Here is a 12,973-nt window from a genome sequence, read left to right on the forward strand (position 1 = left end):
ATTATAGGGCTTTTTATTTATACCTTAAAAGTAGGAACATCTCCCTATAAAGATTGACTGCATAGAAAAAAGGAAGCAATTTAGCTTCCTTCCTTTTTATTATTAGTTATTCAAGGCTGCTGCCATTGTAGCTGCAACTTCAGCTTCGAAGTCGTTTGCAGCTTTTTCGATACCTTCACCAACTTCAAAGCGAGCGAACTCAACTACTGAAGCGTTAACTGATTCAAGATATGCTTCAACTGTCTTGCTGTCATCCATGATGTATACTTGTGCAAGAAGTGTGTAAGCTTGGTCAACTTTAGTGTTGTCAAGCATGAAGCGGTCCATTTTACCTGGGATGATTTTGTCCCAGATTTTTTCTGGTTTGCCTTCTGCAGCCAATTCAGCTTTGATGTCAGCTTCAGCTTGGGCAATCACTTCATCAGTCAATTGAGCTTTTGATCCATACTTCAAGTGTGGAAGAGCTGGTTTGTTAACCATTGCACGACTTTCGTTGTCTTGGTCGATAACGTGGTTCAATTGTGCCAACTCATCTTTAACGAATTGCTCATCCAATTCTTTGTAAGAAAGAACTGTTGGTTTCATCGCTGCGATGTGCATTGACAATTGTTTAGCAAGTGCTTCGTCTCCACCTTCAACAACTGAAATAACACCGATACGTCCACCATTATGTTGGTAAGCACCAAAGTGTTGTGCATCTGTTTTTTCAATCAATGCAAAGCGACGGAATGAGATTTTTTCTCCGATAGTTGCTGTTGCAGATACGTATGCAGCTTCAAGAGTTTCACCTGAAGGCATTGTCAAAGCAAGTGCTTCTTCATTATTAGCAGGTTTTCCTTCAGCAATAACTTTAGCTGTAGTGTTTACCAATTCAACGAATTGAGCGTTTTTCGCAACGAAGTCAGTTTCAGCGTTTACTTCAATAACTGCTGCAACATTACCGTTAACATAAACACCAGTCAAACCTTCTGCAGCAACACGGTCAGCTTTCTTAGCTGCCTTAGCCATACCTTTTTCACGAAGCAATTCAATCGCTTTTTCGATGTCACCGTCTGTTTCTACAAGCGCTTTTTTAGCGTCCATAACACCGGCACCAGATTTTTCACGCAACTCTTTTACAAGTTTAGCTGTAATTTCTGCCATTTTGATTCTCCTATATTTTTTAAAAATAGGAGAGCCGGGCTAAGCCCCGCCCTCCTAGGTAATACTATTTATATAAATTAAGCGTTGTCGCCTTCTACAACTTCAACGATTTCTTCGATTGAATCTGCTTGAGCTTCTGAAGTTGCAAACTCTGCTTCAACTGCTACTGCATCTTCACCTTGACGTCCTTCGATTATAGCGTCAGCCAATTTAGCTGTAATCAATTTAACAGCGCGGATAGCGTCATCGTTAGCTGGGATGATTACATCGATATCATCTGGATCAGTATTTGTGTCAACCATCGCTACAACTGGGATTCCCAATTTTTTAGCTTCTTTAACAGCGATTTGCTCTTTATGTGGGTCAACTACGTACATCACATCTGGGATACGAGGCATATCTTCGATACCACCCAAGAATTTTTCAAGACGTGCACGTTGTTTATTAAGAAGTGCAACTTCTTTCTTAGGAAGAACTTCGAAAGTTCCATCTTCTTCCATACGTTTGATTTCTTTCAAACGAGCGATACGTTTTTGGATTGTTCCCCAGTTTGTAAGAGTTCCACCCAACCAACGGTGGTTGATGAAGTATTGACCTGAACGTACTGCTTCTTCAGCAACTGCATCAGCTGCTTGTTTCTTAGTACCAACAAACAATACAACTGCATCGTTAGCTGCTGCATCACGCATGAAGTCGTATGCTTGGTCAGCGTATTTTACAGTTTGTTGCAAGTCGATAACGTGGATTCCGTTACGCTCTGTAAAGATGTACTTAGCCATCTTAGGGTTCCAGCGACGAGTTTGGTGACCAAAGTGTACACCAGCCTCAAGAAGTTGTTTCATTGAAATTACTGCCATGAGTATTTCTCCTTTTTGTTTTTTTTCCTCTTCTTGACTTCAACTCGCAAAACGACCCAAGGGCAACTGTTTCACAATTCATCAAGAATGAGTATTATCGTCCACACGACAAGTTTCATTCTACCATACTTTTTCAATATTTTCAAGCTATTTTAGTAGATTTTTAAATTAGATAATTTCTGCTAACTTCCCAAAGTAACTTCCACTTGGAAGGCCAAAGTGGAAGTTACTTTGGGAAGTTAGCATTAAATTACTAATAAAAACTCTAAATTTAAAGCATCCCAACATATACTGCTGGGATGCTCTAATAGCTAAATTTTTTTAAATTTAATATAGTGGCAAAATCATTAGTTTATCTTATCTACTTCGAAGTTTCTTACGAATTTTATAAACTAGATTAAACAAAAAATATAATGAACTAGTTGGATAATTAAACTCACCAGCAAATTCCTCAATAGTAGGATTAAACTTAGATTTAAAGTTAATTAACCCACCCTCTAAATTGTTTTCAATTCCACCCATATTATGAGTCTCAGCCCCTCGTTCAAAAGAATGTTGTGCTGTCTCAAACCATGTAGGAATAGCAGGTTGATAGTGTCTAAATTCTTCATTCATTCCAGCATATAAGTTCTCAGAAGTTTTCCCAAATTCGATGGTTAAAGTACCAGACAATGGGACAATACTATCCCCTCTGTCAATATGGTTCTTAAGAAAAGAAATTTCTTCCTTTAATCGTTCTCTCTCTTGCTGATTCTCTTTTATTTTACCTTCTTTCGTTTTATCTGTAAACTTCTGCTCTGTTTTTAGATTCTTTTCGAATTGTTGCTCAACTTCTTTCAGTCTATTAGGTAGATCTAAAAAGCTCAGTGTGATAAAGGAGTGATCAGGATAAGTATCCAGTAACTTCTGATAATAATCTTTGCCTCGTAAACTGATATTCTTGCGAGACTCTGTTTTCTTCATTAAAAATGAAAAGTCATCTAATAAATCAAGTCCACCAAATTTTACTTCTAATCCTTTATTTCTTGCAGTTCGGATGGCCTGTCTAGTAGACTTAGAAAGTTGATCCAGTGAGAAATTTTCTTTATGAATATTAGCTTGAAAACGTGGTTGTATATTTTCTGCCATATCCTTTGTTAAGCCTGTCCAATAAACTTTATTTTTTTTCAGTTCTTCGACAATTGCTAAAGTCATAGAATTTTGGACAGTTTCTTGGTCAATAAGACCTCTACTGATAAATAAACTTGGGTCAAATTTAACCATTATTGCATGGCTTTTTTTAGCAAGTTTTTTCAACGTTAAAAGAACAAATTTCAGAAGTTCTTTATCTTCATAGTCAATTACTGGACCTCGTGGAATATAAAACATAGAGAATCCTAATGGTAGCGGCTGAATTAAGATATTTGCTACTCCAACTAATTGATTATCTTTATAAAAGCCAACTCTCTCGTTCCCCCAAGTATCCTTTATCTTGGACCAATCACTACTCTGCAATAAATTTCCTTGAGGATGATTTTCTAAAAATAAATCCCACTCTTTAACATCAACATTTATTTTATACCTAAACATAACTTCAACACCGACTCCCTTAGAAACCATTTTTTATTAATATGCTACACTCGTACTAAATTTCTACGTTTCATTTTACTTTAATTAAATAATTATAAAAATAGAAAATAAGTTCAAGTAATTATATAATGAAATTAATTTTTCCAGCACTATACAAAGGGTGAGATTAATAAGATCTCACCCTTTGTATAGTAATAATCAGTATATTAGTTTGGATAAATGTATCTTACAGTACCTCTTGATGCTGTCGGATTAAACCATCCACGATAATTTCCGATTGGTTGAGTTCCACTTCCATCATAGTTACACTCAGAAACTTGAATACGAGTTGATGATTCAACTGCTGTAACAACTGCTACGTGACCGTATCCTCCATCATCCCAACATGCAATCGCGCCAACTTGTGGTGTAGAACCTGTACGGAAACCTGCAGCTGCTGCACTTGCAGCCCATTGACCGCCATTCCCCCAGTAATCACCAGCCCATGGTGCTAAAGTTTTTACTCCCCATGTGCATTGACCTACAGGATAGCTTGATGCATTTGTACTGTATGTCGGATGTTGTTTCACTGGTGCAGGAGTATAGCTTGTTGATTCCGCTGAAGCACTACTTGAAGATGATTCAGACGAACTAGATGACGAAGAAGTAGTTGATACTGCTTGAACTTCTGCTGTAAAAGTTGTATTTCCAGAAGCAACGACTTTTTGTTGTTGACTTGCTTGTTTAGCTTTATAAGCTGCCTCTGCTTCTGCAGCTGCTTTAGCTTCTGCTTCTGCTGCAGCTTTTTTCTCAAGTAAACTTGCTTTTTCATCCTCTGCAGTAGCCTTTTCAGCAGCAAGATTCAATTCTGCAGCTTTCAACTCAGCTTGTTTTGTAGTTAATGATTGAGCATCATCAGCTAATTTTTGCTGATTTGCAATAACTGTATTAATTGCATCATTGTTTGCTACTTGTTTTTCAGAAATAGCTTTTTTATCTGCTTTTTGTTGTTCCAACATTTTGTTGTTTGCAGATACGATTTCACTCATTGCAGCAACACGTGAAATAGCTTCTGTAATTGATTTTGAGTTTACAATTGTATTAATGTAATTTGTTGCAGCTCCATTTGTTTGAGCACTACGAGCTTGTTTTTGTAATGAATCATTGCGAGATACAATATTCTTAGAAAGTTCTGTAATTTCACCCTCAAGCTTTTTAGATTCTTCTTGTAGTCTATCATTTTCAGATTGCAAGTTTGATTGCTCTGTTTGAATAGCAGATACTTGCTCCTGAACTTGATCAACTTGTTTTTGGGCTTCTTGTTGTTGTGCTGTTAAGTTGCTAATTTTATTATCTTGAGCAGCAATTTTGTCATCAGTAGTTTCTGCATGCGCAGTTGTTAAAACAGCTGCTTGAGAAACCATTACTGTACTTAGTAAAAGTGACGCTAAGATTTTTTTCTTCATATTTCGTAGATACTCCTTCTTTTAAAGACATTACTAGTATACCAAAAAAAGGCCTAATGAATATTACGCCTTTGTTACATTTTTATTTCTTTCTTATAGGTAAAATTTTTCAAAAATAAACTGAAAAGTAATCGTCCATATAAGGTTCAAAATCATTGATGGTACTAAACTATAGACTATAAACAAAGACATACTATCTACAGTTAAACCTACCACTATTGCAAGTATATAAGCTCCCATCTCAAATAGAAAAGTCATGACAATAATTGCCAGCATTCTCGTCCAACGATTCAATAAAATAACACTATTAAATTTATGGAGAAATGCCCCCAACAAGACAAATAACAGAGTCGCAATCCCTATCAAGTGGAAAAAGTAAATGTCATAAACCAAACCCACTACAAAACAATAAGCTAAATAGAGATACTCTGATACTTCAATCGTCTCAAATAAGAGAAACAAAAATAGAAAATGACTGGCCAACTGCACGTGGGGAAATAATGAGCCAAAAAGCTGGCTAATATGGGCATCAATTAGAACAAAGAAAGGAAGCAATAAAAACACTCCAACCCGCTTCAGCTGTCTCATTATGAATTCCCCACTAATTCTATCACATTCACATTATGAGTATCTGCACTCAATTTAACAGCTACTTCTCGTGTCAAATAGTCCGTACTATGCGTTGTAGCAACCACTTCACCAACAGGAATATCAGCAACATTAAAGTTTCCTAATCCACCAGTGGTCACCTTATCTCCTGCACTAATATCGCCACTACTATTTAATTGACTAATTTTGAGAACTTCATTTTCCTTGTCATAGCCAACAATAATCCCATAAATTGTAGTAGAACCATGTTGAATTTTAACAGAAATCTTATCAGCATTTTCCGTATTTGTCAGAAGGTTGACCATGGTAGAATTCTCCTCTACTTTTGAGACACTCCCAATCAAACCACCATTTGCAATGGCTAACATATTCTCAGAAGCCCCTTTTGATTTGCCTGCATCTAAGGTCAACTCCTGCTTCCAAGATACCGGAGAACGCATAATAACATCTGCTGCCAAAGTCTTTGTGGCTTGCAACTTGGACTTCATATCAAGCAATTGGCGCAGTTGTTCATTTTCGGTCTTTAAACTTTCCGCCTCATTTGATTTAACTTCTAATTGATAAATCTGTTTCTTCAAACTTTCATTTTCATTATAAGTTCGTGTCAAATGAGCCAAATCTGATTTGACAGAATCAAACCACTGAAAAGGTTTTTGAACAACTCTATCAACCAATGAGATTCCATCTCCTAATTTTGTCACAATTGTACTTGAATAAGTCGTCGCTAAGAGAGCTGACACAAGCAGAACAATGACAAAAACAATAATGACATATTTTGATTTTTTAAAACGGTTCATATCCCTACCTTTATATCAAAAACTGTTACAGTAATTTTTTATGAATTCCTGAAAGCTACTAAGATTTTAAGAAAAATAAGCAACAACCAAGTACGAGAATAACAAGGATTGCTAGCGTATCTTTTCGAGTCCATTTCAATTGTCGGTATTGACTTCTGCCTTTCCCACCCTGATAACCACGCGCTTCCATAGCGATAGCCAAGGAATCCGCACGTTTTAAACTTGTCGCAAAAAGAGGAATCAAAATGGGAATCATAGCCTTCACCTTTTGAACAATACTTCCTTCTCCAAAATCCACTCCACGCGCTTTCTGTGCATTCATAATCCGCGTCGTATCATCCATCAATGTTGGGACAAAACGTAGACTCATGGACAGCATCAATCCAATTTCATGAACTGGAACTTTCACACGCTTTAAAGGCGCTAACAAAGCTTCGACAGCTGATGCCAAACTTAAGGGCATGGTCGTTAAGGTTAACAAAGTTGAAAAGAAAATAATCAATACAAAGCGACAAAAAATAATTCCAGCTTGTTGCAAAGCATAATCCGTGATTCTCACAAACGAAAACTCAAATAAAACATTCCCACTAGAAATGAAAAACAGTTGAAAAATAGTTGTGAAGGCAATCAAGAAAAACATAGATTTCAAGCCCTGAACAAAAAATGAAAGAGATACTCCTGACAAGGCAATAAATATCCCTGTCGCTATAAAAAGAATCAAATTCGTCAAGGGATTATTAGCCCAAAAAACGATCAAAATCAGTAGCATCATAGCAAGTAATTTACTACGTGGATCCAACCGGTGAACAATCGAATCCCCTGGGATATAACGCCCCAAAATCATACTATCCATTTAGCGACTCCTTGAACTCCTCTATCTTAATCGGTAATCGTTTAAATGAAACGCCTCTATCAGCCAACCGTTTACAAAATGCTGTAATCTTAGGTACTCCCAACTGCACTTCTTCCATAAAGACAACATCTTGAAAGACATCACTCGGTCTACCAAACTTAACTAAACGTCCCTTTTCCATCACATATACTTGATTAGCATATTCAGCAACATCATCCATCAAATGCGTTACCAAAACAATAGTCATCCCTGACTGGTGGAGTTTTTCGAACAAATTCATCAACTCTTTTCTCCCCAAGGGATCTAGACCTGCCGTGGGCTCATCTAATACTAATATAGCTGGCTCCATTGCAAGTATGCCTGCAATGGCAACACGTCTCATTTGTCCACCTGACAGCTCAAACGGGCTACGATTAAAAAGTGATTCATCAATTCCAACCAGAGCCAGTTTCTCACGCGCAATCTGCTCCGCATCTTCTTCAGAAACTCCAAAATTTTGCGGTCCAAAAGCAACGTCTTTCAAAACCGTTTCTTCAAAAATCTGATTTTCAGCAAACTGAAATACCAAGCCAACCTGTTTTCTAATTTGACGAATATCTTTATTTTTAGACGTCGAAGTGATTAAGGTATCAAAAACTCGTACACTTCCTTGACTTGGCACCAATAAACCATTTAAGAGTTGTAAAATAGTCGATTTGCCGCTACCTGTGTGCCCAATTAAAGCCGTATAAGAACCATCTTCAATTGTTAACGAAACATCCGACAAAGCTGTTGAAGCTAAGGGAGTCCCTTCTTGATACGTAAAACTCACATTTTCTAGAGCAATTCCCATAGCTTATCCTCTAGCTCACTTTCTGTCAAATAATTTTCAGGTAAATCATAGCCATTCTGGCTCAAAGAATGTTTTAATTGATTGGCAAAAGGATCATCTAATCCAATTTGATCTAAATCATTTCGAGAAAAAAGTTCCCTTGGACTACTAGTTGATTCAATTTCCCCTTTTTTCATGACCAATACACGATCACTCATGGCAACTTCTTCCAAATCATGTGTAATGGAAATGACCGTCATATCATAGTCTTTTCGAATTCCTTTTACTGTCTCAATCAGTTCTCTACGTCCCTCAGGATCCAACATACTCGTTGCTTCATCTAGGATTAAAATAGCTGGTCTTAGAGATACAACACCTGCAATGGCCACACGTTGTTTTTGGCCACCCGATAAACGCGCTGGCTCTCGCTTTTTAAAGTCTAACATGCCAACTAAAGCCAGAGCTTCCTCCACTCTCTTTTTCATTTCTTGACGAGAAAGTCCCTGATTTTCCAAACCAAAGGCAACATCATCTTCAACAGTCGCTCCAACAAATTGATTGTCTGGATTTTGAAAAACCATACCAATTTGACGCCGTATACTCCAAACATTCTCCTCGGTCAGCTGTTGGCCATCAATTACAATTTCTCCAGATTCTGCTTCCAGTAAGCCATCAATTAATCGAACCGTCGTTGATTTACCACTACCATTATGCCCTACAATAGAAAGCCATTCTCCACGTTTCACGTGAAACGTAATATCCTTCACATCATAGTATTCCTGACTTTCCTTATAGCGAAAGGAAAGATTTTTTACATCAATTAATGATTTCATTTCGAACCAAATGTCCCTTTAAATACATAGGCACTACCCTTGAAATAATCATAACCAGAGTAGATAGTGAAAAACAAGGCTACATAAAATAGAACTTGACCAATCAAAGTCCAATGTAATAGCAAGAAAATAATCGCAAACATCTGACTGAAAGTTTTAATTTTTCCAGGCATTGCTGCTGCTAAAACTGTTCCACCAGTTTCAACCAGTAAAAGCCTCAAACCTGTCACAGCTAACTCCCGACAGATAATCACTGCAACAATCCAAGCCGGAGCCATACCTAATTCAATCAGCATAATAAAAGCCGACATAACTAGTAGCTTATCCGCCATAGGATCTGCAAATTTACCAAAATTACTAACCACATTCCATTTACGAGCTAAATATCCATCTAAATAGTCTGTAATACTAGCAACAGCAAAGATAATAGCTGCTACTATATGACTCTCTATCGAATTTCCTACTGTTAAAATAAAGATAAAAATAGGTATAAAGAGAATTCGACCTATCGTTAAAAGATTTGGAATTTGTTCTTTTTTCATTCGTTCTTCCTTAATTTTTAATAAAGGTTACAGTGATTTGTCCAGTTTGAGCTGTTAATTTCGATAAATCAACAGTCTGATTATCTACTGTTAAGGCAACACCTTTGACAACACCTAAAGTAATGGTCACAGGATTTTTTGTTGAAACTGTTGTTTCCGAACTTTTATTATCCGGTGATAAGGTCACACCACCCTCAAGATCACTTTCTGAAACACTAACCCAACTTCTAGCATCTGAAACCGATAATTGCAATTTTGCAGTTTCCTTACTTGTTTTATAAGTGATTTCTACATAATTTCCTTCACCTGATACACTTATAGCTGGTTCAATATTCGAAGAGCTACTTGATGAACTACTACTTGAAGATGGAGTTACAGAACTAGTCGAGCTTGTTGCTTGAACGACACTATAACTAGACGTAGATGAATGCTCAGGTTGAGTCTGGAGATAATTCCAAACATAATAAGTCACAAAAATGACAATCGATAGGGCAAAGAGTATAAAATAAAATAAAGGTAAAAATGATGTCTTATTTTTCTTACTGGAACGTCTCCTGCCTGTCAACTCGTCTTCATCAACATCTACTTCCTCATAAGTAATCATGCTCCCAGAATCATAAGCATCCAAGACAATTCGCTCATCTAGCTCAACTGCCCATGCATACTTACGCAAAAAAGAACGAGTATAAAATGGACTAGGAAGTTGATCAAAATCATCAGCTTCCATTGCCTCCAACATATCCAACTGAATTTCTGTTTTTTTATGTAATTCTTCTAAAGTTAACCCTTGGTTGGTTCTAGCTAAACGTAAAACCTCACCAATTGTTTTTTTCCTCATACTTATCATTCCTTCTTTCTAGTGTCTATTATGATCGCTTGCTACGATGGGAATATTGTAAAATCAACTATGTCACCATCATCTATTAAATGATGTCCAGCATCAAGGACATCCTCTAAAGTAATTTCCTGTAAAATCTTTGGCAAATCAAAAATTGTCTCACCATGTTCAAAAGCATCATATTGCGTTGCAATAAATTCAAGAGAGTTCATGCTACTGAAAAACTCTCCAAACATCTCTCTTTTGATAATATCTAAATGATCCTCTGTAATATCTAAATCCTTTGTAAAATTACGAATGGCCTTCCTAAACTTATGAGATAAAGCAACTGGCTCTTTTGTATCCATTGTCAACATAACAAAATGAAAGCGACTTGTTACTTCAACTTCGAGAGATAAGGATGCGTCAATTTTACCTGATTCATATAACTTTTGAAAACGATCTGAAGTCCAACCAAACATCATTGCAAACAATAATTTTAATAAAATATGATATCGATAGCAATCCGCTTCAGCAACTTCTCGCTTACCTCTAACTCCAATCGCTAGTTTGGGAGAAGATACTTCCATTCTCATAGTGTCCGTTTGCTTTACATCTTGTAAAAGCAACTTTTCTCTTACCACTTCCTGAACATCTGAATATTTCAGTTCTTTGCTTTCAAAGTAGTCCTGTACTCGCTCCACATCAAAATTACCAACTAAAAACAGAGACATGTTTACAGGTTTGTAAAATCTTGTAAAATTTTCTTGCAAATTAGTTAGATTGATTTGGGAAATGGACTCCTCACTTCCAACTATATCAGTCGCTAAAGGTGTGCCAGGATATAAATTCGCTAAGGTTGAAAAGAATAAACACGAATCGGGATCATCTTGGTACATTTCTCGTTCTTGCTGGATAATATTCTGCTCCCTCAGAATAGAAGCTCCAGTAAAATATGCCGATGTCACCAATTCATCAAGTAAATCTAAATTCTCTAAGAGATAATCCGTCGATGAAAAAAGATAGTTTGTCTTTGTAAAGCTTGTAAAAGCATTGCTATCTGCACCTAGACTCGTAAAAGCCGACATCAAATCGCTAGAATCTTCTCTCTCAAATAATTTATGTTCAAGAAAATGAGCAATTCCAGCAGGATATTGTTTTACATCTCCGTCAACTTCTGTGACAAGCGTATCTACCGAACCAAACTGTACAGTTACACTCCCGTAAACCTCTTTAAATTCCTTTTTAGGTAGAAGAGCTACTGTCAATCCGTTTGCCAAACGAGTTCGATAAACCATTTCTTTTACAGCTGGATAGTATTTTTCTTCAAAAACAACCTTTGTCATTCTATTCCTTCCATAAAGTAAATTGCCTGTAATTTTATATTATTAGCTGCTCTACAAATAGCTTCTTTGTCAATTTGTTCGAGTTTTTCAATCCAACTTTTAAAGTCTGTTGAAGATTTTCCAAGTAGGGCATTTTGGTAAGCACGTTCAATCAATGAAGATTGATTATCTTGAGAAAGCAACAAAGACCGACGAATCATTTCCTTGGTCTGCTCTAACTCAAGGTCTGTAAAATAACCTTTTTTTAAATCAAGCAGTTGATTATTCATCATTTTTCGAGCCTGATTCCGATTTTCTCGATCAATACCAGCATACATCCTCAAAAATCCACTAAATAAATCAAGCTGACTTGAAATGGTATAAGCTAATCCAGCATTTTCACGGACATTTGTAAAGAGTTTAGAGTGAGCAAATCCACCCAGTAAACCATTCATTACAATCATAGGTAAATGCTGCTCATCACCATATTCAGCAGAGCAATGATAGCCCAACTCTAAAATAGACTGTCCCACATTTTTCCGAACCATGCCTTCCTGAAGGATATTGGAATAAGGTTGACAATACTGAACCTTCACATTACCTTCTCGACCTTTAAAACCAAATGATTCTAATACATTTTGAATTTCAATCTCATTAAAATCACCTAGGAAAAAGAAATCTATTCGATCATTGGCCAAAAATTCTTGGAAACAAGAATAAGAACTTTGTGGAGTTTCAGCTAAAATACGATTTCGTAAATCACTGTATTCCAATTGAAGACGTTCATCATGAAAAAATAATTTATCTAATTCTTTATGTGCAAAATAAAAAGAATCATCCATATCAGCTGCTAAACTTGCTAGCAATTGCTTTTTCTCAATTTCAAATAAGGCTGGATCAAATCCATTATCAACTACCACGGGTGAAAAAAGAGTTTCTTTTACTAGTTCCAAAATCTGAGAAGTTAGCACATTTTTCCTACTTAAAAACTCATCACGAACATAAGTAAATGTCAATTCTACAATATGACTTTGCCCTCTTCTGAAACAATTGGTTGACATATCTGTACCATATAGACTAGCCAAGTGTCTTCTCAAAGCTTGAGAAGTAGGATACATCTGGTTAGCAGTCTCTAGCATACTCGCACTCAACATGCGACCTGCAATCATATCAAGAGATAATGGAGCGGTAAAACGCACGGTGATTTTGTTCGTTTTAAACTTCTTTGATTGGATAAAATGTGTTGAAATTCCATGCACTAACTCCATGATTTACCTCCTTATATACAGACTTCTATTATATCACGAAAACCTGAAATTTTCTTGTTCCCTGTAACAGTTTTGAAATAAAAATCGCTTACATTTCTCCCTGT

General features: G+C 36.5%; 13 protein-coding genes. All 13 read right to left on the reverse strand.

The annotated features are described in order from the left end of the window. Positions 1-102: 102 nt before the first annotated feature. On the reverse strand, positions 103-1,143 hold the full coding sequence (gene tsf / locus N8M66_RS04610; protein WP_033682512.1) for a translation elongation factor Ts: 1,041 nt from the start codon (positions 1,141-1,143) through the stop codon (positions 103-105). A gap of 77 nt (positions 1,144-1,220) precedes the next feature. Further along, on the reverse strand, positions 1,221-2,000 hold the full coding sequence (gene rpsB / locus N8M66_RS04615) for a 30S ribosomal protein S2 (RefSeq protein ID WP_261045888.1): 780 nt from the start codon (positions 1,998-2,000) through the stop codon (positions 1,221-1,223). Between the two features lie 357 nt (positions 2,001-2,357). Further along, a complete protein-coding gene (locus tag N8M66_RS04620; protein ID WP_261045944.1) occupies positions 2,358-3,569 on the reverse strand; it encodes an aminoacyltransferase in 1,212 nt (403 codons plus the stop codon). A gap of 206 nt (positions 3,570-3,775) precedes the next feature. Further along, entirely contained in the window at positions 3,776-5,014 is a 1,239-nt protein-coding gene (gene pcsB, locus N8M66_RS04625; RefSeq protein WP_004269801.1) for a peptidoglycan hydrolase PcsB, read from the reverse strand. Positions 5,015-5,107: 93 nt separating this feature from the next. Continuing rightward, a complete protein-coding gene (gene mreD / locus N8M66_RS04630) occupies positions 5,108-5,602 on the reverse strand; it encodes a rod shape-determining protein MreD (RefSeq protein WP_261045890.1) in 495 nt (164 codons plus the stop codon). Then, complete coding sequence (gene mreC / locus N8M66_RS04635; RefSeq protein ID WP_261045892.1) at positions 5,602-6,420, reverse strand: rod shape-determining protein MreC; 819 nt, start codon at positions 6,418-6,420, stop codon at positions 5,602-5,604. The genes mreD and mreC overlap by 1 nt, the downstream gene beginning before the upstream one ends. A gap of 58 nt (positions 6,421-6,478) precedes the next feature. Continuing rightward, positions 6,479-7,273, reverse strand: a complete 795-nt coding sequence (locus tag N8M66_RS04640; RefSeq protein ID WP_261045894.1) for an energy-coupling factor transporter transmembrane component T family protein — start codon at positions 7,271-7,273, stop codon at positions 6,479-6,481. After that, on the reverse strand, positions 7,266-8,105 hold the full coding sequence (locus N8M66_RS04645) for an energy-coupling factor transporter ATPase (RefSeq protein WP_261045895.1): 840 nt from the start codon (positions 8,103-8,105) through the stop codon (positions 7,266-7,268). The genes N8M66_RS04640 and N8M66_RS04645 overlap by 8 nt, the downstream gene beginning before the upstream one ends. Beyond that, positions 8,090-8,917, reverse strand: coding sequence for an energy-coupling factor ABC transporter ATP-binding protein (locus tag N8M66_RS04650; protein WP_261045897.1), 828 nt, complete (start codon positions 8,915-8,917; stop codon positions 8,090-8,092). The genes N8M66_RS04645 and N8M66_RS04650 overlap by 16 nt, the downstream gene beginning before the upstream one ends. Beyond that, positions 8,914-9,459, reverse strand: a complete 546-nt coding sequence (pgsA, locus tag N8M66_RS04655; RefSeq protein ID WP_261045899.1) for a CDP-diacylglycerol--glycerol-3-phosphate 3-phosphatidyltransferase — start codon at positions 9,457-9,459, stop codon at positions 8,914-8,916. The genes N8M66_RS04650 and pgsA overlap by 4 nt, the downstream gene beginning before the upstream one ends. A 10-nt stretch (positions 9,460-9,469) precedes the next feature. Further along, positions 9,470-10,297, reverse strand: a complete 828-nt coding sequence (gene rodZ, locus N8M66_RS04660; RefSeq protein ID WP_261045900.1) for a cytoskeleton protein RodZ — start codon at positions 10,295-10,297, stop codon at positions 9,470-9,472. Between the two features lie 41 nt (positions 10,298-10,338). Next, positions 10,339-11,622 carry an EF-P 5-aminopentanol modification-associated protein YfmH gene (yfmH, locus tag N8M66_RS04665; RefSeq protein WP_261045902.1) on the reverse strand — a complete coding sequence of 428 codons (1,284 nt, stop codon included), beginning with the start codon at positions 11,620-11,622 and terminating at the stop codon, positions 10,339-10,341. Then, a complete protein-coding gene (yfmF, locus tag N8M66_RS04670) occupies positions 11,619-12,869 on the reverse strand; it encodes an EF-P 5-aminopentanol modification-associated protein YfmF (RefSeq protein ID WP_261045903.1) in 1,251 nt (416 codons plus the stop codon). Before yfmF ends, yfmH begins: the two co-directional genes overlap by 4 nt. Between the last annotated feature and the right edge of the window lie 104 nt (positions 12,870-12,973).

Origin of the sequence: Streptococcus mitis, from assembly GCF_946188585.1 — a bacterium.
In the GTDB taxonomy this organism is placed as follows: domain Bacteria; phylum Bacillota; class Bacilli; order Lactobacillales; family Streptococcaceae; genus Streptococcus; species Streptococcus mitis_DG.